Annotated in this window: 23 protein-coding genes and 1 riboswitch; of the genes, 12 read left to right on the top strand and 11 right to left on the bottom strand. The window is 73.0% G+C overall.

What is annotated here, in order from left to right:
• Positions 1–109 precede the first annotated feature (109 nt).
• Positions 110–583 carry an ATP-binding protein gene (locus tag ABD292_RS27510; protein ID WP_344212188.1) on the top strand — a complete coding sequence of 158 codons (474 nt, stop codon included), beginning with the start codon at positions 110–112 and terminating at the stop codon, positions 581–583.
• 13 nt (positions 584–596) lie between these two features.
• Here ABD292_RS27510 and ABD292_RS27515 read toward each other — a convergent pair whose 3' ends face one another.
• Both ABD292_RS27515 and rsgA read right to left on the bottom strand, forming a co-directional pair.
• Entirely contained in the window at positions 597–1,223 is a 627-nt protein-coding gene (locus ABD292_RS27515) for a phosphoribosyltransferase (protein WP_344212190.1), read from the bottom strand.
• 79 nt (positions 1,224–1,302) lie between these two features.
• Positions 1,303–2,403: a ribosome small subunit-dependent GTPase A gene (gene rsgA, locus ABD292_RS27520; RefSeq protein ID WP_344212192.1), complete on the bottom strand. Its 1,101-nt coding sequence runs from the start codon at positions 2,401–2,403 to the stop codon at positions 1,303–1,305.
• 248 nt (positions 2,404–2,651) lie between these two features.
• Here rsgA and ABD292_RS27525 point away from each other — a divergent pair, with 248 nt between their 5' ends.
• Genes ABD292_RS27525 through ABD292_RS27535 form a run of 3 tightly spaced genes read left to right on the top strand, consistent with a single transcriptional unit; the run spans position 2,652 to position 4,909 of the window.
• On the top strand, positions 2,652–3,263 hold the full coding sequence (locus ABD292_RS27525; protein WP_425565174.1) for a sigma-70 family RNA polymerase sigma factor: 612 nt from the start codon (positions 2,652–2,654) through the stop codon (positions 3,261–3,263).
• Entirely contained in the window at positions 3,260–3,991 is a 732-nt protein-coding gene (locus tag ABD292_RS27530) for an anti-sigma factor family protein (protein WP_344212194.1), read from the top strand. Before ABD292_RS27525 ends, ABD292_RS27530 begins: the two co-directional genes overlap by 4 nt.
• A 15-nt stretch (positions 3,992–4,006) precedes the next feature.
• Positions 4,007–4,909 carry a DUF3455 domain-containing protein gene (locus ABD292_RS27535; protein WP_344212196.1) on the top strand — a complete coding sequence of 301 codons (903 nt, stop codon included), beginning with the start codon at positions 4,007–4,009 and terminating at the stop codon, positions 4,907–4,909.
• Between the two features lie 172 nt (positions 4,910–5,081).
• On the opposite strand, the gene glyA is transcribed toward ABD292_RS27535, so the two are convergent.
• The 5 genes from glyA to ABD292_RS27560 form a co-directional block, all read right to left on the bottom strand.
• Positions 5,082–6,332, bottom strand: coding sequence for a serine hydroxymethyltransferase (gene glyA / locus ABD292_RS27540; RefSeq protein ID WP_344212198.1), 1,251 nt, complete (start codon positions 6,330–6,332; stop codon positions 5,082–5,084).
• Between the two features lie 24 nt (positions 6,333–6,356).
• A riboswitch (ZMP/ZTP riboswitch) is annotated at positions 6,357–6,439 on the bottom strand.
• 66 nt (positions 6,440–6,505) lie between these two features.
• Positions 6,506–7,900, bottom strand: a complete 1,395-nt coding sequence (locus tag ABD292_RS27545) for a serine/threonine-protein kinase (RefSeq protein ID WP_344212200.1) — start codon at positions 7,898–7,900, stop codon at positions 6,506–6,508.
• A 26-nt stretch (positions 7,901–7,926) separates the two neighbouring features.
• Complete coding sequence (locus ABD292_RS27550) at positions 7,927–8,787, bottom strand: YihY/virulence factor BrkB family protein (RefSeq protein WP_344212202.1); 861 nt, start codon at positions 8,785–8,787, stop codon at positions 7,927–7,929.
• 139 nt (positions 8,788–8,926) lie between these two features.
• A complete protein-coding gene (locus tag ABD292_RS27555; RefSeq protein WP_344212204.1) occupies positions 8,927–9,301 on the bottom strand; it encodes a YccF domain-containing protein in 375 nt (124 codons plus the stop codon).
• A gap of 75 nt (positions 9,302–9,376) precedes the next feature.
• On the bottom strand, positions 9,377–10,150 hold the full coding sequence (locus tag ABD292_RS27560; protein WP_344212206.1) for a TIGR03084 family metal-binding protein: 774 nt from the start codon (positions 10,148–10,150) through the stop codon (positions 9,377–9,379).
• A 47-nt stretch (positions 10,151–10,197) separates the two neighbouring features.
• On the opposite strand from ABD292_RS27560, the gene ABD292_RS27565 reads away from it, so the two are divergent.
• The 6 genes from ABD292_RS27565 to ABD292_RS27585 all read left to right on the top strand — a co-directional run bounded on the left by ABD292_RS27565 (position 10,198) and on the right by ABD292_RS27585 (position 13,917).
• The gene (locus ABD292_RS27565; RefSeq protein WP_344212208.1) at positions 10,198–10,323 is read left to right on the top strand and encodes a hypothetical protein; all 126 of its coding nucleotides are present in this window, start codon (positions 10,198–10,200) and stop codon (positions 10,321–10,323) included.
• 86 nt (positions 10,324–10,409) lie between these two features.
• Entirely contained in the window at positions 10,410–10,493 is an 84-nt protein-coding gene (locus tag ABD292_RS49035) for a putative leader peptide (protein WP_311132608.1), read from the top strand.
• Positions 10,494–10,605: 112 nt separating this feature from the next.
• A complete protein-coding gene (locus tag ABD292_RS27570) occupies positions 10,606–12,294 on the top strand; it encodes a nitrite/sulfite reductase (RefSeq protein WP_344212210.1) in 1,689 nt (562 codons plus the stop codon).
• Entirely contained in the window at positions 12,291–12,434 is a 144-nt protein-coding gene (locus tag ABD292_RS27575; protein WP_329573976.1) for an Insertion element protein, read from the top strand. The genes ABD292_RS27570 and ABD292_RS27575 overlap by 4 nt, the downstream gene beginning before the upstream one ends.
• Positions 12,431–13,159: a phosphoadenylyl-sulfate reductase gene (locus tag ABD292_RS27580; RefSeq protein WP_020540752.1), complete on the top strand. Its 729-nt coding sequence runs from the start codon at positions 12,431–12,433 to the stop codon at positions 13,157–13,159. The genes ABD292_RS27575 and ABD292_RS27580 overlap by 4 nt, the downstream gene beginning before the upstream one ends.
• 59 nt (positions 13,160–13,218) lie before the next feature.
• Positions 13,219–13,917, top strand: coding sequence for a sirohydrochlorin chelatase (locus ABD292_RS27585; protein WP_344212213.1), 699 nt, complete (start codon positions 13,219–13,221; stop codon positions 13,915–13,917).
• Between the two features lie 18 nt (positions 13,918–13,935).
• Here the strand turns inward: ABD292_RS27585 and ABD292_RS27590 are convergent, their stop codons facing one another.
• Positions 13,936–14,661: a DUF1707 SHOCT-like domain-containing protein gene (locus ABD292_RS27590; protein ID WP_344212215.1), complete on the bottom strand. Its 726-nt coding sequence runs from the start codon at positions 14,659–14,661 to the stop codon at positions 13,936–13,938.
• A gap of 141 nt (positions 14,662–14,802) precedes the next feature.
• Between ABD292_RS27590 and ABD292_RS27595 the strand changes: the two genes are divergently transcribed.
• Entirely contained in the window at positions 14,803–16,146 is a 1,344-nt protein-coding gene (locus tag ABD292_RS27595) for an ankyrin repeat domain-containing protein (protein ID WP_344212217.1), read from the top strand.
• 19 nt (positions 16,147–16,165) lie between these two features.
• Here ABD292_RS27595 and ABD292_RS27600 read toward each other — a convergent pair whose 3' ends face one another.
• From ABD292_RS27600 to ABD292_RS27610, 3 genes are all read right to left on the bottom strand, one after another.
• Complete coding sequence (locus ABD292_RS27600; protein WP_344212219.1) at positions 16,166–16,750, bottom strand: HD domain-containing protein; 585 nt, start codon at positions 16,748–16,750, stop codon at positions 16,166–16,168.
• Between the two features lie 86 nt (positions 16,751–16,836).
• A complete protein-coding gene (locus ABD292_RS27605; RefSeq protein ID WP_344212221.1) occupies positions 16,837–17,727 on the bottom strand; it encodes a maleylpyruvate isomerase family mycothiol-dependent enzyme in 891 nt (296 codons plus the stop codon).
• Positions 17,727–18,278, bottom strand: coding sequence for a sigma-70 family RNA polymerase sigma factor (locus ABD292_RS27610; RefSeq protein ID WP_344212223.1), 552 nt, complete (start codon positions 18,276–18,278; stop codon positions 17,727–17,729). The genes ABD292_RS27605 and ABD292_RS27610 overlap by 1 nt, the downstream gene beginning before the upstream one ends.
• A gap of 174 nt (positions 18,279–18,452) precedes the next feature.
• Here ABD292_RS27610 and ABD292_RS27615 point away from each other — a divergent pair, with 174 nt between their 5' ends.
• A complete protein-coding gene (locus tag ABD292_RS27615) occupies positions 18,453–18,878 on the top strand; it encodes an OsmC family protein (protein WP_329573962.1) in 426 nt (141 codons plus the stop codon).
• Positions 18,879–18,936: the final 58 nt, after the last annotated feature.

Genomic DNA, 18,936 nt, shown 5'->3' on the forward strand with positions numbered 1-18,936 from the left:
TGCACGTGCAGATGCGATTCGCATCCGTAAACTACGAAAAGTCTTGCATTGGTAAGCGCTCCCCGTAAAGATGGGCATTGGATCACCAGACCGCGCTTCGGGGGCCAGAATGACGACTTTCGACGCTCGGCCGCAAGCCGCCATCGGTTCCCGGCCTCCCGGCTGGCTGTTCTCCATCTTGGTGGACGGCCTCGCCGGTGAGTGTGACGCTGTCTTCCCCTTTCAGGAACGGACGGCGCTGGAGCCCGCCTGCGTCGCCACCGCCCGCCGCTTCGTGGACCGGACGCTGGGCACGTGGGGCGTCGGCGACATCGCCTTCGAGTGCCAGCTCGTGGTCTCCGAGCTCGTGACCAACGCGATCCGGCACGGCGGCGGCGCCGCCCAGCTCCGGCTGCTGACCCACGGCCCCGAGCTCGCCTGCGTCGTGACCGACCACAGTCGCACCGTGCCGGTGGCCGCCACGCCCGACGTGTTCTCCGAGTACGGGCGGGGCCTGCGGCTGGTCGACGCCCTCTGCAGCGGCTGGGGCTGGCTCACGACCGGCGCCAGCCGCAAGTGCGTCTGGGCCGTGCTCGCCAACTGAGCGAAGGCTCTGCTCAGACCTGTCCCAGCAGGTCCAGCACGTCGGCGTCGCTGAGCTGCTCGAAGTGCACGTACCACTGGCCGACCGCGCGGAAGTCCACCGGCGTGAGCAGCACCACCACCTCGTCGGCCTCGTGGCGCAGCGACTCCACCGTGCCGAGCGCCCCCACCGGCACCGCCAGCGTCACCCTCGCGGGCCCGGCCGCGGCCACCGCCCGCAGCGCCGCCCGCGCCGTGCCGCCCGTGGCCAGGCCGTCGTCCACGACGATCACCTCGCGGCCCGCCAGCGCGGGCAACGGCCGGTCACCCCGGTAGACGCGCACCCGGCGGGCCAGCTCGCGCCGCTCCTGCTCCACCACGTCCGCGACCGACTCCGGCGTCATGCCGAGCCGGCGCAGCAAGGTCCGGTCGAACACCGGCTCGCCGCCTTCGGCGACGGCGCCGACGCCCAGCTCGGGCTGCCGCGGATAGCCGATCTTCCTGGTCACGAGCACGTCCAGGGGCACGCCGAGCCGGCGCGCGATGGGCGCCGCCACCGCCACGCCGCCGCGCGGCAGCGCCAGCACCACGGGATCGTGGACGTCCAGCAGCCGCTCGGCCAGGCGCCTGCCGGCCTCGGCCCGGTCCGCGAAGAGCTCCATGCTCTCTGCCTACCCACCAGCCCCCGTCCCTCGCCCCTCCGGCCCTGGTCAGGGCCGGAGGGCGACGGGGCGTGCGGCGTCAGGGCCGGCTACGGCCCGAGCGGCGCATCTCCTTCGTGATGATCTTCCACTTGTTCTGCTGCTCCTTGCGCAGCCGCGCGTCCGTCCTGGACGCCATCCAGGCCGCCTCCCGCTGCAGCTTGCGCCAGCTCTCCAGACGCCGCTCCGGCAGCTCGCCGCGCTCCAGGGCGGCCACCACCGCGCAGCCCGGCTCGCCGTCGTGCCCGCAGTCGCCGAACCTGCACCGCTCCGCCAGCTCCTCGATGTCGGAGAAGACGAGGTCGACGCCCTGGTTCATGTCGTACAGGCCGATCCTGCGGATGCCCGGCGTGTCGATGACGATGCCGCCGCCGGTCAGCGGGATCAGCTCCCGGTGCACGGTGGTGTGCCGGCCGCGGCCGTCGGCGGCGCGTACCTGCTGGGTCTCCATGACCTCCGCGCCGGCCAGCGCGTTGACCAGGGTGGACTTGCCGGCCCCGGACGGGCCGAGGATGACCGCCGTGCGGGAGCCGCCGAGGTAGGAGCCGACCAGCTCGACCCCCTCGCCGCGCAGCGACGAGACGGCGTGCACGTCCACGCCGGGCGCGGCCGTGCGGACGTCGGCGAGCAGGTCGTCGAGGCCGTCGTCGAACAGGTCGGACTTGGTGACGAGCACGACCGGCGTGCCGCCGGACTCCCAGGCGAGCGCGACCAGCCGCTCGATGCGGCCGAGGTCGGCGAAGTCGGTGGAGTGCATGGACGGCTCGGCGACGAAGACCACGTCCACGTTGGCGGCGAGCACCTGGCCCTGGCCGTCGCCGGACAGGCCGCCGACCGAGTCGCGGCTCACGCCGCCCCGGACGAACGCGGTGCTGCGCGGCAGCACCGCGTCGAGCTCGTAGCGGCCCTCGGGCAGCAGCCGCAGCGCCGCCCAGTCACCGACGCAGGGCAGCGCGACCGGGTCGGCGGCCGAGGCCCGGCGTACGGGCGCGGAGTAGCGGACGTGGTGCTGACCGTCGGCCGCGATCACCTCGGCGGCGCCGCGGTCGACCCGGGCCACGCGGGCGGGAACGGTGCCGTCGGGCAGCTCGGCGGCACGCGAGTCGGTCCAGCCGAGCAGGGAAAGGTCAAAAGAAGACACTGGAGTGGAAACCTTTGATCGAGAAGGAAGAGAAGAGCCGGGGCGGCGTCTAGCCGCGCGCCCGGAGGTGGACTGACGGAACGCAGAACAGGACGACCCGCATGGTCCTCACCTCCTCGATCGTTGGAACGGGACGACTCTACGCATCCCGCTCCCGGTAGGCAAACCTTTTTGGTCTGGCGTGTCGTTGAACCGCCCCAGGCCGGCTCCCCGTACCTCCTCGCGACGGACACGAGAAAGGGGAGCACATGCGGACGAGCACGTACCCCCCGCCCTCGGCCGACGGAGCCACCGCGCAGGGCAAGCCGCGCGCACGCCACTGGATGCGGCGCGTGCGACCGGAGCACGAGGTGCCCGACGACGAGGTGGCCGTGTCCGCGCTCTACCGGGAGTATCACGGCCCGCTGATGGGCTTCGTGATCCGGCTGACGGCGGGCGATCGGCAATGGGCGGAGGACGTGGTGCAGGAGACCATGATCCGGGCCTGGCGCAGCGCCGAGCGGCTCGACCCCGACGCGGTCTCGCTGATGCCCTGGCTCGCCACGGTGGCCAGGCGGATCGTGATCGACGACCGGCGCCGCAGGGACGCGCGCCCGCGGGAGTCGGGCGACGGGCCGCTGGAGAGCATGCCCGTGCCGGACGAGATGGAGGGACTGCTGCACCAGGTGGTCGTGACAGAGGCGCTGAAGGCGCTGTCCCCGGCCCACCGCGAGATCCTCAACGAGACGATCCTGCGGGACCGGTCGGTGAACGACGCCGCCGCGGCGCTCGGCATCCCGGTGGGCACCGTCAAGTCCCGCGTGTACTACGCCGTGCGCGCGCTGCGGATCGCGCTGGAGGAGAGGGGGGTGACGGCATGACGGCGGGAGTCGAGCACACGGACGTGGGCGCGTACGCGCTCGGCCTGCTCGAAGAGGAGGACAAAGCGGCGTTCGAGACCCATCTGCTGCACTGCGGCGGCTGCCGGGCCGAGCTCTCCGACCTGGCGGGTGTCGCCAGCGCGCTGGACGGCCTCGCTCCCGTGCGGGACCTGTTCCCGCCCGGCGACGACTCCGCGCCCGGGCCGGCCATCGACCTGATGCGCCGCAAACGGGCCGCCGACCGGCGGACCCGCAGGGGGACGTTCATCATCGGGATGGCCGCCGCGGTCACGCTGGTGGCCGGCGGGCTGACCGTCGGCACGCAGCTCGCCGGGGGCAGCACCGCCCAGCTCGCACGGGACCACTCCGGTCACGCCAGCCACATGGGACCGGCCGAGCAGTTCTACGCCGACGGGCGGCCCATCGAGGGCAAGGGCGTGGACGGCGTCACCGGCGGGCTCGTGGTCGAGTCCAAGGGCTGGGGCACGCACGCCGCGCTCAGGCTGGCCGGCGTCAAAGGGCCGCTCCAGTGCGAGCTGGTCTCGGTCGGCCGGGCGGGCGAGCGGCGGGTGATGACCGGCTGGGCCGTGCCGACGGCCGGGTACGGCGTGCCGGGCTCGCCCGATCCGCTCTACATGCACGGTGGTAGCGCCACGCCGCTGAAGGAGATCGACCACTTCGAGGTGGTGACCTCGACGGGCAAGCGGCTGCTGACCGTCCGGGTCTGAACGCGGGGGTTGTCCATGCCGGTACGAAGATCAGCCGTTTCCCGCCTGATGCTGGCCGCCGCGCTGCTCGCCGACCCGGCCGCCTTCCACGCCGCCGTGCGCGACGCCCGGGGCTCGGTCCGCGGCCGCCTGCACCGCCTGTCGCGCCCCGTCGACCTGAACGGCGTGCTCAACGGCCCCGACCAGGCCACCCTCGCCGCGGCGACGACTTCGCGGGGACGGGCGACGTGGTGGCTGCGGCCCGCGGGCGCGGCCCTCGCGTACGCCGCGTCCTGGTTCGGCGCCCCCACGCCGGTGACCGGCGGTCTGGTGGCGCGCGAGGGCGTCACCAGACCGGCCTCGGTGAGCCTGTTCGCGGGCGCCCTGCCGCGGAACGTGACCGGCGTCTCGGGGGTGACGCCGGTCCCGCCCGAGGTCCTGCGGCGGATCGCCGCCGCCCCCAACCGCTGGGACGCGGTGCTGCGGACGCCGGGTCCGCCGGTGCGCGCGCGGCTCGGCGGCGGGCCGGTCACGCACCCGCGCGCCCTCACGGCGCCGGTGCTGCGCGGCGAGCAGATCTACACCTGCGCGCGGCAGCCGTCGGGCGCGTACGCCTTCGCCCAGCTTGGCGTGGCGGCCACGCTGCGCCGAGGCATCGAGCACACGTACGTGACCCCGGGCGGCGGCCCGCCGCAGTGGGTCGCGCCCGACGGCAGCGCGGTGCGCGGCTCGGTCGTCACCCGGACGCCGAACGGCGACGGCGTGATCCCCGAGCTCGTGCTGGACGCCGCCCAGGCGGGCGCGGCCGACGGCCTGCTCACGCGGGTCGCGCAGATCCTGCGGGTCAACACCACGGGCGGCACGGCCCCGGCGGGGCCCTGCGAGCCCGGGACGGAGGCCAGGGCGCCGTACGGCGCCGACTACGTCTTCCTGAGCTGAGGCCCGGCGGGGGGCGACTCGGTCCCGTCCCCCGCCGGCCGTCCCCGGCCGTGCGGCGCTCCCCGGAGCATCGCGCGGCCACCGCGAGCGGGGCGATCCGGCCTGCTCCGCTCGCGCCGGGCGCCCCGCCGCACACGGAGCCCGTGCGGCGGGGCGTTCGCGCGCTCTCGGCTTACAGGCCGGGGGCCGGGAACTGCGAGGTGAGCTCGCTGACCTCGCGGTGGACGCGGGCGATGACGTCCTCGGCGTCGCCCTTGGCGAGGGCGGTGACGACCTCGTCGATCCAGGCGCCGATCTGCCGCATCTCGGCCTCGCCCATGCCGCGCGAGGTGACCGAAGGCGTGCCGATGCGGATGCCCGACGGGTCGAACGGCTTGCGCGGGTCGAACGGCACCGTGTTGTAGTTGGTCTCCAGCCCGGCCCGGTCGAGCGCCTGGGCGGCCGGCTTGCCGCCGATGCCCTTGGGCGTAAGGTCGAGCAGGATGAGGTGGTTGTCGGTGCCGCCGGAGACGAGGTCGAACCCGCGGCTCGCCAGCTCCTCGGCCAGGGCCTTGGCGTTGGCGACGATCTGGTGGGCGTAGTCGCGGAAGGCCGGCTGGGCGGCCTCGTGCAGCGCGACGGCGATGGCGGCGGTGGTGTGGTTGTGCGGGCCGCCCTGGAGGCCGGGGAAGACGGCCTTGTTGAGCGCCGTGGCGTGCTCGTCGCTGGTCGCCATGAGCATGGCGCCGCGCGGGCCGCGCAGCGTCTTGTGGGTGGTGGTGGAGATCACGTCGGCGTGGCCCACCGGGGAGGGGTGGGCGCCGCCCGCGACGAGGCCGGCGATGTGCGCGATGTCGGCCGCCAGCACGGCGCCGACCTCGCGGGCGATGGCCGCGAAGCCCTCGAAGTCGATGGTGCGCGGGATGGCGGTGCCGCCGCAGAAGATGACCTTGGGCCGGTGCTCCAGGGCGAGCTCGCGGACCTCGTCGAGGTCGACGCGGCCGGTGTCCTTGCGCACGCCGTAGCGGACGGAGTTGAACCACTTGCCGGTGGCCGAGACCGACCAGCCGTGGGTGAGGTGGCCGCCGAACGGCAGGCCCATGCCCATCACGGTGTCGCCCGGCTGCAGGAACGCCAGGTAGATGGCGAGGTTGGCGGGCGAGCCCGAGTAGGGCTGGACGTTGGCGTGGTTGACCCCGAACAGCGACTTGGCGCGCTCGATGGCCAGCGTCTCGATCTGGTCGATGACCTGCTGACCCTCGTAGTAGCGCTTGCCGGCGTAGCCCTCGGAGTATTTGTTGGTCAGGACGGTGCCGGTGGCCTCCAGCACGGCCTTGGAGACGTAGTTCTCCGAGGCGATCAGCTTGACCGTGTCGGCCTGGCGGCGCTCCTCGGCCTTGATGAGGTCGGCGATCTGCGGGTCGACGCTAGCGAGAGAACCCATGACTCCCCTGTCATCGTTGACGACTGCGAAGACCCAGGCGCCCGGCCTCCGCTCCTTTCGCTCCCTGGTGGTCGATCCCACCCAATGCGCCAGTCGCGTCTCGCTGTAGACGATAGCGGATGCGGCGGTGGGCTTTCCCCGCTCCGATCAGCGCATCCGCCCCGCTCGTACGGTCAGGCCGGGGTGATCGGTACGTCGCGCAGGACGCCGAGCACCCTGAGGTCGACGTCGACCGTCTCCACGTCCTGGGGGACGTTCTCGAAGATCGCGTACATGCGCATCTGATCGCCGCCGCCGAACGGCGCGGCCGCCATGTCGGTGCACTGGCAGGAGCCGTTCTTGACGGCGGGGCGGATCGGTTCCGCGACGCCGGGCGGGATGAGGTTGACCGCCGAGACGGAGAAGTCGAGCGCGCCGTTGCCGAACTGGTCGTAGAGGGGCGCGTTGCCGGTGCCGACGTTCGTGACCGTCCACTGCAGGCGGACCGTGCCGCCCTGCCGGGTCAGCGCGTCGATCCGGACGCTGAGCCTGCTGCCCGCGGCGTCGAGGGTGGCCGCGACGGTGGGCTCGCCGGACCCGCCTCCCCGCGCCTCCCAGGGGCGGAGCACCGCGAGCGTGGCGGCCACGCCGAGCGCCGCGGCGGCGAGGCCGACCAGGACGGTCGGCAGCAGGCGCCGCCTGGCCGGAGGGGGCGGCGGGTCCTGCCGGGTGGGCGGGGCGACGACGGGCGTCCAGGTCTCGGAGACCGCCCTGGTGGCGGCGTCCACCGGCACCGCGGAGCGCCCCATGAGCAGGTCCATGAGCTGCTGGGCGCTCGGCCGCCTGGCCGGGTCCTTGTCCAGCGCCCGCTCCACGAGCGGCCGGACGCGCTCGTCCAGCCCGTCCAGCGCGGGGGCGTGGTGGATCACCCGGTAGACGACCTCCGCCACCCCGCCGGTGCCGAACGGCGGCCGGCCGGTGCCCGCGTACGCGACCAGCGAGCCCCAGGAGAAGACGTCGCTCGCGGGGGTGGCCTGCTCGCCTCTCGCCTGCTCGGGCGACATGTACGCGGGCGTCCCCATCCCCTGCGCCAGGGTCGCGGGCGCGTGCCCGGAGGTGTCGGCGAGCTGGGCGATGCCGAAGTCGATGACCCGGGGCCCGACGGGGCTGAGCAGCACGTTCGACGGCTTGAGATCGCGGTGCACGACGCCCGCCTGATGGATGGCGGTGAGCGCGGTGGCCACGCCGATGGCGAGCGCCTCCAGGTTCGCGCCGGTCAGCGGCGCCTGGCGGACCACGGAGGCGAGGTCGGGGCCCTCGACGTACTCGGTGGCGAGGTAGGCGACGCCGCCGTCGAACCCGGCGTCCAGCACGGGCGCGGTGCAGAACCTGGCGACCCTCCTCGCCGCCTCGGCCTCCTTGCCGAACCTGCGGCGGAACTCCTCGCGGGCGGCCAGCTCGGGCCGCATGGTCTTGAGCGCGACGCGCCGCCCCGACGCGTCCTCCGCCAGGTGCACCACGCCCATGCCGCCCTCGCCCAGCTTGCTGAGCACGCGGAAGGGCCCGACCTGCTGCCGCATGACGTCCATCGGGGGGATTATCGCGAAGATCCCCGCTATTTGGTACGGCTTTCTCCCGGCCACAGCCGATCGACCTCGGCGTTGAGAATCGCCCCGATGAGCACGGCGAGGGCCGTGATGTAGAGCCACAGCAGCACCGCGATGGGGGCGGCCAGGGAGCCGTACACGGAGACGGGCGAGAACCAGGCCGCCAGCACGGCGCGCAGCACGGCGGCGCAGACGATCCAGAGGAACAGGGCGAGGATCGCGCCGGGCAGCTCGCGGAACCACCGGGTGCGCACCGGGACGCTGACGTGGTAGAGGACGGTCAGGAAGAGCACCGACCCGATGGTGACGACGGGCCAGTAGAGGATGTCGATCATGACGCCGTACTGCGCGGGGAGCGCGTCCTTGAGCAGCGTCGGGCCGACGACCAGGATCGGCATGATGATGATCGCGATGACCAGGCCCACGACGTAGAGGCCGAAGGACATGAGCCGGGTGCGGATGATGCCGCGCTCCTCGCCGAGGCCGTAGGCGACGGAGATGAGGTCCACGTAGACGTAGAGCGCCCGCGAGCCGGACCACAGCGACAGCAGGAAGCCCAGCGAGATGATGGACACCTTGCTCGCGTTGTCGCTGAGCACATCGGTGATCAGCGGGTTGACGACCTTGGTGACGGCCTCCTGGGTGAACAGCAGGCCGGCCTGGTGGATCACCCAGGTCTTGACCTCGGTGACCACGCCGCCGCCCACCCAGGTGCCGATCTTGCCGAGCACCCCGATCAGGCCGAGCACGAACGGCGGCAGCGACAGCAACGCGAAGAACGCCGCCTCCCCCGCCAGCCCCGTCACCCGGTAGGCGACCCCGGCGTTGGTCGAGGCCCGGACGATCGCCCACGCGTTGGTGTCGAGCACCCAGCTCAGCCTGGCCCGGGCATGCCTGACCAAGCCTTTTTTCGGCCGCTTCTTCAGCCGGGAAGGCGCATCGGTGGACGTCATGGCACCCAACGTTCGCAGTGGTTCTTCGGGACAGCTTACGTCCCTGGCCCCTGCCCTAGTCGAGGTCCACGATGCGGGCTCCCAGCGGAAGGAGGGAGACGGGCACCAGCTTGAGGTTCGCCACGCCCATCGGGATGCCGATGATGGAGAGGAACAGCGGGATCGAGGTGACGACGTGCCCGATGGCGAGCCAGACGCCGGCCACCACGAACCAGATGATGTTGCCGATCAACGAGAACACCCCGGCGTCCGGATCGCGCACGACGGTGCGGCCGAACGGCCAGAGCGCGTACGCCGCGATCCGGAACGAGGCGATGCCGAACGGGATGGTGACGATCAGGATGCAGCAGATGACCCCCGCCAGCGCGTAACCGATCGCCAGCCAGATCCCCGCGAACACCAGCCAGATGACGTTCAGCAGAGTGCGCATGCCTTCAGCATGTCACCCGCCGGGCGGCCGCCGGCATCGGGGAACCACCCTGATCGCACCCTGAGGAGCACCCCGTCACGAGGAGCGCGGCGGCCGTCCCTCCCCTGGCGGACCCGCGAACGCCTGGGCGGTCTCCATCCAGGCCCGCGCCGGCTCGCCGACGACCTCCAGGCCGGTGTCCGACAGGTGGATGCGCTGGGTGACGACGAGGCAGAAGTCGAGCATGGGGCCGCGTACGACGCTCGCGGCGTCCGCGGGGCCGGCCGTCCAGACGTCGCCGCCGGGCATGACGAGCTCCACGCGCACCGGCTCGGCCGGCTGGGGCAGGCCGCGCACCGCGAAGCCGTACGGGCGGGCGCGGTAGCCGATCGTGGCGACGTGCCTGAGCCGGTCCGTGGGCTCCCTGACGACCCCGAGCGCGTCGGCCACGTCCTGGCCGTGCGCCCAGGTCTCCATCAGGCGCGCGGTGACGAAGGAGGCGGCCGACATGGGAGGCCCGAACCAGGGCACCCGGTCACGGGCGTCCAGCCCGGCGAAGACCTCCATGCTGCGCCCGCGCGCGGCGCGGAACCACTCGCGCAGCTCGTCCGGCGGCATGCCGCGCGCCTGGCGGGCGAGGTCGTCCACGGAGGTGACGGCGGGCAGGCCGGCCGTGAAGCCGTCGGGGTCGGTGACGGCCCGGGTGGCGGCCTCGTCGAACCAGGCCAGATGGCTCACCTGGTCGCGGACGGCCCAGCCCGCGGCGGGCGTGGGCAGCTCCCAGTCGGCGTCCCGCAGCGGCTCCAGCAGCCGTTCCAGTGACGCGGTCTCGGCGCGCAGGTCGTCCAGCAACTCGGCCATGAGGTCCACGCGCGCCAGCCTAACCCGAACAACGTTCGGGGAGAATAATCGGAGGTGTGATCTGCGAGAGCTGCAAGGACAAGCGTCACGAGGACTGCCGCGGCGGCTCCTGGTGCGACTGCCAGCACCAGAGCCCCGAGCGGCCGGTGGAGTCCGAGCTCGACTGGCCGCGCCAGGGCTAGCCCGGAGAACCGGCTCCCAACTCGGACAGTCCCACACTCTGGACCCGGTCTTGGACATCCCGGACCCCCAAGGTATCGTCGAAGGCATGCCAGCGGACCCCATGCTCGTCGGTCGACGCCACGTCGACCTCCAGCGTGTCCGCAGTGCCATCTGTTGCGACGCCCGCTAACTCCGCTTTTTCTCTGCCGCTGAGCGCGTCGCGACCCTCCTGGAACTTCCTGCCCCTCGATGACGAGGCCAGGTAGGGCCCTTGCGCGCGCCCATGAATCGAAGGACGCGCAATGAGCACCCCTGCCAGCCGCACACCCGCAAGCCGGCATCACAAGCGCCCGCGTGGCGAGGGCCAGTGGGCTCTCGGCTACCGGGAGCCGCTGAACAAGAACGAGGAGAACAAGAAGAACGACGACGGGCTCAACGTCCGCCAGCGCATCATCGACGTCTACTCCAAGCGCGGGTTCGACTCGATCGACCCGGCCGACCTGCGCGGCCGGATGCGCTGGTACGGCCTCTACACCCAGCGCAGGCCCGGCATCGACGGCGGCAAGACCGCGGTGCTGGAGCCGGAGGAGCTCGACGACCGCTACTTCATGCTGCGGGTGCGCATCGACGGCGGCCAGCTCGACCTGGCCCAGCTCCGCGCGATCGCCGACATCTCCAACGAGTACGGCCGCGGCACCGCCGACCTGACCGACCGCCAGAACATCCAGCTCCACTGGGTGGAGATCGAGTCGGTGCCGGACATCTGGGAGCGCCTGGAGGCCGTCGGCCTGTCGACGACGGAGGCGTGCGGTGACACGCCGCGCGTGATCCTGGGCTGCCCGCTGGCCGGCATCGACGTGGACGAGGTGCTGGACGCGAGCGAGCAGATCCGCGAGATCCAGGACCGGGTGGTCGGCAACCCCGCCTACTCGAACCTGCCGCGCAAGTTCAAGACCGCGCTGAGCGGCTGCCCGGCGCACTGCACGGTGCACGAGATCAACGACGTGGCCTTCGTCGGCGTCGTCAACGAGCACGGCGAGGCCGGCTACGACCTGTGGGTGGGCGGCGGCCTGTCCACCAACCCGATGCTCGGCAAGCGCCTCGGCGTGTTCGTCCGGCCCGAGCAGGCGGCCGACGTGCACGAGGGCGTGGTCGGCATCTTCCGCGACTACGGCTACCGCAGGCTGCGGCACCGGGCGCGGATCAAGTTCCTGGTCAACGACTGGGGCGTGGAGAAGTTCCGCGAGATCCTGGAGACCGAATACCTGAAGGCGCCGCTGCCCGACGGGCCCGCCCCCGAGCAGCCGCGCGGCAGCCGCCGCGACCACGTGGGCGTCTTCCCGCAGAAGGACGGCAACTTCTACGTCGGCTTCGCCCCCAAGGTGGGCCGGCTGGACGGCGACGCGCTGCACAGGATCGCCGACATCGCCGAGCGGCACGGCTCCGGCCGGGTGCGCACGACGGTCGAGCAGAAGATGGTCATCCTCGACGTCGCGCCGGACCAGGTCGACTCGATCGTGGCCGAGCTGGAGGCGAGCGACCTCCAGGTGCGACCCTCGACCTTCCGCCGCCAGACGATGGCGTGCACCGGCATCGAATACTGCAAGCTGGCCATCGTCGAGACCAAGGCCACCGCGGCGCAGCTCATCGACGAGCTGGAGCGCCGGCTGCCCGAGTTCGCCGAGCCGCTGACCATCAACGTCAACGGCTGCCCCAACTCCTGCGCCCGCATCCAGGTCGCCGACATCGGGCTGAAGGGCCAGCTCGTCGTGGACGAGAACGGCGACCAGGTCGAGGGCTACCAGATCCACCTGGGCGGCTCGCTCGGCGTCAACGCCGGCTTCGGCCGCAAGGTGCGCGGGCTGAAGACCACCGCCAAGGCCCTGCCCGACTACGTCGAGCGGGTGGTGAAGAACTTCGACGCCCAGCGCAAGGAGGGCGAGTCGTTCGCCGACTGGGTGCAGCGGGCCGACGAGGCGGACCTGCGATGAGCGAGCGCGCGGTTCCCTTCCACTGCCCGTACTGCGGTGACGAGGACCTGGAGCCCTACGAGGGCGACGGCGGCTGGTACTGCCGGTCCTGCGCCCGCGCTTTCAAGCTGAAGTTCCTGGGGATCGGAGTGACGAGATGACGCTGGTGGACATCGAGGTCGGTTTAAGAGATCAGCGCGGCACGCTCGACCTGCAGGACATCGTCGAGTCCGCCGCCACGTTCCTGGAGGGCGCCACCGCCAGGGAGATCATCCGCTGGGCGGCCGCCACGTTCGGCGACCGGCTCTGCCTGACCTCCTCGATGAGCGACGCGCTGCTGATCGACCTGGTGAGCAGGGTGAAGCCGGGCGTGGACGTGCTGTTCATCGACACGGGCTACCACTTCGCCGAGACCGTCGGCACGCGGGACGCGGTGCGCCAGGTCTACGACGTCAACGTGATCGACGTGAAGCCGTCGCGCACGGTGGCCGAGCAGGACCGCGACCTCGGGCCGCGGCTGTTCGGGCGCAACCCCGACCTGTGCTGCTACCTGCGCAAGGTGGAGCCGCTGAACCGGGCGCTGGAGCCGTACCTCGCGTGGATCTCCGGCATCCGGCGGGACGAGTCGCCGGCCCGCAAGGACGCGCGGGTCGTCGAGTGGGACGCCAAGCGCCAGATGGTGAAGGTCAACCCGATCGCCGCCTGGACGCAGGAGGACGTCGACAACTACATCGCTGACAACGGGGTGCTCATCAACCCGTTGCACTACGACAACTACCCCTCGATCGGGTGCGCGCCCTGCACGCGGCAGGTCGCCGAGGGGGAGGATCCGCGCAGCGGGCGCTGGGCGGGCCTGGGGAAGGTCGAATGCGGCATTCACCTGTGATCCCCGGAAGGGGTCTCGTCCCGTTGGCAGGCGGGACGGCCCCCGGTCGCGTGCCACTGGTGGCGGTGGCGCACGGGTCGCGTGACCCGCGTGCCGCCGCCACCGTGGCCGCGCTGCTCGACCAGGTGCCGCTGGACGTACGGGTGGCGTACCTCGACCACTGCGCGCCGACGCTCGGGCAGGCCCTGCACGGCCTGGAGGAGGCCGTGGTGCTGCCGCTGCTGCTCACCGAGGCCTACCACAGCCGGGTGGACCTGCCGGCGGCGCTGAACGAGGCGCGGGCGCACCAGCCCCGGCTGCGCGTCCACTACGGGACGACGCTCGGGCCGCACCCGCTGCTGCGGGCCGCGCTGGAGCGGCGGCTGGCCGAGGCGGGCGTGCGGCCCGGCGACCCGGACACCGCCGTGGTGCTGGTGTCGGCCGGGTCCAGCGACGCGCGCGCGAACGCGGTCGTCTCGCGCATGGCGCGCGAGTGGCGGCGCGGCGGATGGTGGACGGTCCGGGCCGCGTACGCCTCGGCCGCCGGGCCCACGCCCGCGCAGGCCGTGGCGGAGCTGGTGCGGGCGGGCGCGCCCCGCGTGGTGGTGGCGCCGTACCTGCTGGCGCCCGGCTACTTCGCCGACAAGGTGCGGCGGGAGGCGCTGGAGGCGGGCGCCATCGTGGTGGCCGACGTGCTCGGCGCCGCGCCCGAGCTGGTGGACGTGCTGCTGGAGCGGTACGAGGGCGCGCAGCGCGACCCGGTGTCCCTGGTCGGCTGACCCCCGCCCTCGGGTGTGTCAGTAGCCGCGCCCCATGCCGTCGTGCTCGCCGCCGAGCTGGCGGCGCAGCTCGCGCCCCTCGTGCCGGAGCTGGCGGCCGAGCTCGCGCCAGTCGTCGCCGTGCAGCTGCCGCCAGTGCTCGCGCCAGGCGGCGAACCCGCGCCGCAGCGGCTTGGCCCGCGAGTCGCCGACCACCTTGACGTCGCCCATCACGGCGTAGGCGTGCACCCGCACCACGGGGACGTTCATGCCGGGCGCGGCCTCCAGCACGTCGATCTTCTTGTCGCCCATGATCGCCATGCCGTCGAGGTCGACGTGGACGCCGTCGGGGACGATGATCTTCACGTCGCCCATGACGGAGACGGCCGTGATCTCGACCAGGTCCGTGCGCACCTCGGCCTCGCGCAGGTCGAGCAGCACGTCGCCCATCACGGCGACCGCGCCGAGCTCCTGGTCGACGCGCCACGAGCCGCGCCGCTTGGTGTCGCCCATCACCCCCACGAACCACCGCCGCTTGCGCTCCGGCCGCCCGGACGCGGGCGAAGGCGCGGGCACGGCGCCGCCGGCCGGGAGGTCCTGGGTGAGCAGCGCGAGCTCGGCATGCGTGGTGGCGGAGTAGGCGGCCTCCGTGCGGTCGGTCAGCTCGACCAGCGTGAGCCTGCCCTCCACCGAGGCGACGCGGAGTTGTTCGACGACGGCCTCGCGCTCGGCGTCGGACGCGCGGACCCCACCAGGATCGGTCATACTCGCAACATATCGCGTTTCGTCGGCGGCTGACTCCTCCCCCAGGAGGAGTTGCCGCCCGCCGAAGGATGCACGCCCCCGCGTCGGGGACCTGTCGCGGCTTGGCCCAGTGCGCGGCCTCACCAGGCTAGGGTCCGTGTCATGCATGAGGAACAGCTCTACCGCGCGGCGTTGAACGGCGAGACCGACACGGTGGCCAAGCTGCTCGCCGCCGGCGCCGACCCCAACAGGCCCAGCGAGGGCGAGGAGGAGGGCCTGCCGCTCTGCGCGGCCGCCGCATGGGACCGCGAGGAGGTCGCCGAGACGCTGCTCGCCGCCGGGGCCGAGGTGAACGGGCGGGAGGCCGGCGGCTGGACGGCGTTGCTCTGGGCGGCCGCCAACGGCCAGGCCGCCGTCGCCCGGCTGCTGGTCGAGGCGGGGGCCGACGTCGACGCGACCAACGACGACGGCGACACCCCGCTCACCCTGGCCGCCAGGCGCGGCGCGCTCGGCGTGACGCAGGTGCTGCTGGAGGCGGGCGCGGACGCCGGCAAGTACGACGGCGACGGCGACACGCCGCTGGACATCGCCGCCGACTGGGTGGGCGTGCACCTGGAGAGCGCGCTGCTCGACCAGATCGAGCAGGACGGCTGGGAGTACGTCGTGGCCCGCCAGTACGCCAAGGACGGCACCGAGCTGGTCACCGTGGCCGGCCGCTCCCCCGACGGCGAGCACAGCGAGCAGGTCCAGGCGCAGCGCGGCCACGCCGCGATCGCGACCTTGCTGGAGGACGCCGCGGGCGTCGAGACGCCGGTCGAGCGGCTGGTGGCGCGGGCGCTGGCGCACCGCGACGTCGACGAGGACGCCGAGACCTGGTGGATCGTGGCCGACACGCTGGCCAAGCGGGCCGACGACGACACCTACGAGGCGCTGGCCCGGCTGTGCGTGAGCGAGGACGCGAGGGAGCGCGAGTTCGGCGTGGACGCGATCGCGCAGTTCGGCTTCGCCGACGGCGAGAAGCCCTACCTGGAGCGTACGCTGCCGCTGCTGCTCAAGATGGTCACCACGGAGGGCAACGGGCAGGTGCTGCGCTCGGTGCTGGCCGCGCTCGGCCACCAGGGCGACCCGCGGGCGCTGCCCGCGGTGCTCGACATCATCGGCCGCCCGGAGCACAAGCGCACGATGACCGACCCGATCGCGCTGGCCGACGTGCTGCCCCCGGACCACGAGGAGGGGCTGGCCCTGCTGATCGAGATGAGCGAGGACGACGACGCCGAGGTGCGCGACTGGGCGACGTCCGGGCTGGCGGGGCTCGACGCCGATACGCCGCGCATCCGCGAGGCGCTGGCGGCCCGGCTGGGCGACGCCGACCTGCGTACGGTGGCCGAGGCCACGCGCGGGCTCGCCGTGCGCGGCGACGACCGCGCCGCCCAGGGCACCGCGCGGGTGCTCGCCGAGAGCGACGACGAGTACGCGCGCGACCTCGTCACCCAGCCCCTGGCCTGACCGGCGCCGCCGGAGACGGTCACGGGACGCCGCCGCCGTTGAGCACGCGCACCACCCAGTCGAGGGTGCCCGTGCTCAGCGCCTCCTCCGCGAGCCGCTTGCCGGTGGTGGTCGTGATCGCGGCCAGCGAGCTGTCGATCCACCCTTGCGTGTTGTGGTTGCCCTGCTCGCGGTACTCGACGGCCTGGAGGAGGCATTCCAGCTTGTCGGCGTCGCGCGCGCAGACGGCCTCGATGCTGGTCTTCTCCTCGTACTCGGCGACCGCGTCGCGCACCATGTCGGCCACCGGCCCGGCGACATTGCGCGTCTGGTCGGCGGTGACCTCCTCGTTGGAGGCCGCCTTGAGATAGCGCTTGCCGAGGTAGGGGATGTCGGTGACGCGCGTCTCCTGCGAGTCGTGGAACAGCGCCATGAACGCCGCCCGCTGCGGGTCGCCGCCCTCCAGCCTGGCGATCACGGCCGCGATGACCGCCGTGCGGAAGGAGTGGTCGGCCACGCTCTCCGGGTCGCGTACGCCCGCGACCAGCCATCCCGTGCGCTTGTAGCGCTTGAGCAGACCGAACTCGTACAGCAGGTCCGTCAGCCCTGTCACGTCGCTCGCCACGATGAGCCCCCTCTCGTCATGCGCCCCGAGCCCGAACGTGCGCGGGGTGCAGATGTACCCAGCGAGGCGGCGGCTCACCCTCCCGGTCAGGGGCCGGAGAGCGCGGGGGCGGTGCGGAGGACGTCGGCGGCGAGGGCGCGGTCGCCGGTGACCGTCGCGGGGAACGCGGCGGGATCGCCGCGGCCGCCGAGCAGGAAGCAGAAGGCGCGGACGTCCGCCGTCAGGTGCGCGTCGGGCTCGCCCGGCGTGGTCTCCTCGACGCCCAGGGGCAGCAGCCACTCGCCCCCGCCGGCCCCGGTCAGCGTGAGCCGCAGCGTACGGCCCGAGCCGTCCAGCCCCGCGAAGAGCATCGTCCAGGGCAGCAGCCGCGCGCACAGGTCGGCGGTCGGCCGGATGTGCTCGGGGATCGGGTCGGGCAGCCGGACGCCGGCGGCGCGGGCCGCGTCGTCGGCGTGGATCCACGTCTCCAGGCCGCGCCCGAGCACGTGGTCGCGCACCGGCACCTCCAGCCCGTCCAGGGTGGCGGGGGCGGTCTCCGGCAGCCCGGCGAGGTGCCGGCAGAGCGCGTCGGCCTGCGCCCGCCAGTCGCGCCGCGTCTGCTCGGGGCTGCGCGCCCGCTCGTACGCCTGCACGTCGCCGGTGCGCCCCATCGCGTCGAGCGCCCGCAGCGGCGGGCCGAGGACGGGGGCGCCCACGGAGGCGGCCAGCAGCCCGTCCTTCGCAGCGAGGTGCGCGACGAGCTCCTGGAGCGTCCATCCTTCGACGACGACGCGCGCCCAGTCGTCGTCCCCTGCCGTGGCGAGCAGGGCGTCCATGGCGGCCACCCGGCCCGCGTACGGGGCCGCCCACGAGGCCGTGGCGGCCGCGGGCCTGCGCCGTGCCCGGGCCCCGGCCAGGAGCTGGGGCCGCAGCGAGTGGGCCGGCACCGCCGGCTCCTCCATCAGCGCGTCCAGGTAGAGACGCTCGACGGGGTCCATCACACCTCTTCCTCCGCCAGCGCGTCCGCCAGCCGCCTGAGTGCCAGCCGGATGCGCGATTTGGCCGTGCCCTCGGGCACGCCCAGTTCCTCCCCGACCTGCCGGTACGTCCGGCCGCCGTAATAGGCCAGCTCGACCGCCTGGCGTAATCCGTCGGGCAGCTCGGTCACCGCCTGGCGTACGCGTTCGGCCTCGTCGGCGGCGAGCACGCCGTCCTCCAGCCGGGCCGGCTCGCGCTCGAAGAGCCGGGGGCCGAGCGCCGAGACCCGCCGCCGCTCCTCGGCGCGCACGTGGTCCACCGCCCGCCGATGGGCGATGGTCGCGAGCCAGGCGCGCAGCGTGCCCCGGTCGGGGTCGTAGGCGAGCGGCCGCTCCCAAAAGACGAGGAACACCTCCTGGGTGATGTCCTCGGCGATCACCCGGTCCCTGGTGACCCGCAGGGACAGGCCGAAGATCAGCGGGGAGAGCCGATCGTAGACCTCGCCCAGCGCGGACTCGTCGCCGCCGACCACCCGCTGGTGCAACAGGCGGTCGTCGTACGGTGCCTCCACTGGCACCACGCTCCCGTTGTATCCGGACCCAGGCGGCAGGTGCGCCGCGACCCGAGCATGTCATTATTCGCCGCAAAAGTAGAGCCGGATGAGTGCCTCGCCGGATTCGCCGCTCCCGGGGGCAGGGTTCCTGACAGGGTAGGGTCGGAAGTCCGTACAGGAGGGAGCACGTCAATGGCCACCACCCGCACCGCGACCACGCAGTGGAAGGGCGCACTGCTCGACGGGTCGGGCACCGTCTCGCTCGACACCTCGGGCGTGGGCACGTTCGAGGTCTCGTGGCCGTCGAGGGCGGAGGCGGCCAACGGCAAGACCTCCCCCGAGGAGCTGATCGCGGCGGCCCACTCGTCCTGCTTCTCGATGGCGCTCTCGCACGGCCTGGCCGGCGCGGGCACGCCGCCGGAGTCGCTGCGGACCAGCGCGGACGTCACCTTCCAGCCCGGCGAGGGCATCACCGGCATCGTGCTGAGCGTGCAGGGGCAGGTCCCCGGCATCACGGCCGAGCAGTTCCAGCAGGCCGCCGAGACGGCCAAGGCCAACTGCCCGGTGAGCAAGGCGCTGGCCGGCACCACGATCACGCTCAAGGCCGAGCTGCTCTGAAACGTCATCCACGGCGCCGGTATCCTTCCGGCGCCGTGCAGGTGAGGGCATCCGCACA

It is taken from the genome of Nonomuraea bangladeshensis (assembly GCF_039529455.1).
Classification (GTDB): domain Bacteria; phylum Actinomycetota; class Actinomycetes; order Streptosporangiales; family Streptosporangiaceae; genus Nonomuraea; species Nonomuraea bangladeshensis.

Coding starts and splice junctions, on each gene's coding strand:
- ABD292_RS27595 (WP_344212217.1), top strand. CDS start 14,803: ATGCATGAGGAACAGCTCTACCGCGCGGCGTTGAACGGCGAGACCGAC.
- ABD292_RS27515 (WP_344212190.1), bottom strand. CDS start 1,223: ATGGAGCTCTTCGCGGACCGGGCCGAGGCCGGCAGGCGCCTGGCCGAG.
- ABD292_RS27615 (WP_329573962.1), top strand. CDS start 18,453: ATGGCCACCACCCGCACCGCGACCACGCAGTGGAAGGGCGCACTGCTC.
- ABD292_RS49035 (WP_311132608.1), top strand. CDS start 10,410: ATGCCAGCGGACCCCATGCTCGTCGGTCGACGCCACGTCGACCTCCAG.
- ABD292_RS27605 (WP_344212221.1), bottom strand. CDS start 17,727: ATGGACCCCGTCGAGCGTCTCTACCTGGACGCGCTGATGGAGGAGCCG.
- ABD292_RS27545 (WP_344212200.1), bottom strand. CDS start 7,900: ATGGACGTCATGCGGCAGCAGGTCGGGCCCTTCCGCGTGCTCAGCAAG.
- ABD292_RS27590 (WP_344212215.1), bottom strand. CDS start 14,661: ATGACCGATCCTGGTGGGGTCCGCGCGTCCGACGCCGAGCGCGAGGCC.
- glyA (WP_344212198.1), bottom strand. CDS start 6,332: ATGGGTTCTCTCGCTAGCGTCGACCCGCAGATCGCCGACCTCATCAAG.
- ABD292_RS27580 (WP_020540752.1), top strand. CDS start 12,431: ATGACGCTGGTGGACATCGAGGTCGGTTTAAGAGATCAGCGCGGCACG.
- ABD292_RS27530 (WP_344212194.1), top strand. CDS start 3,260: ATGACGGCGGGAGTCGAGCACACGGACGTGGGCGCGTACGCGCTCGGC.
- ABD292_RS27525 (WP_425565174.1), top strand. CDS start 2,652: ATGCGGACGAGCACGTACCCCCCGCCCTCGGCCGACGGAGCCACCGCG.
- ABD292_RS27535 (WP_344212196.1), top strand. CDS start 4,007: ATGCCGGTACGAAGATCAGCCGTTTCCCGCCTGATGCTGGCCGCCGCG.
- ABD292_RS27570 (WP_344212210.1), top strand. CDS start 10,606: ATGAGCACCCCTGCCAGCCGCACACCCGCAAGCCGGCATCACAAGCGC.
- ABD292_RS27575 (WP_329573976.1), top strand. CDS start 12,291: ATGAGCGAGCGCGCGGTTCCCTTCCACTGCCCGTACTGCGGTGACGAG.
- ABD292_RS27510 (WP_344212188.1), top strand. CDS start 110: ATGACGACTTTCGACGCTCGGCCGCAAGCCGCCATCGGTTCCCGGCCT.
- ABD292_RS27555 (WP_344212204.1), bottom strand. CDS start 9,301: ATGCGCACTCTGCTGAACGTCATCTGGCTGGTGTTCGCGGGGATCTGG.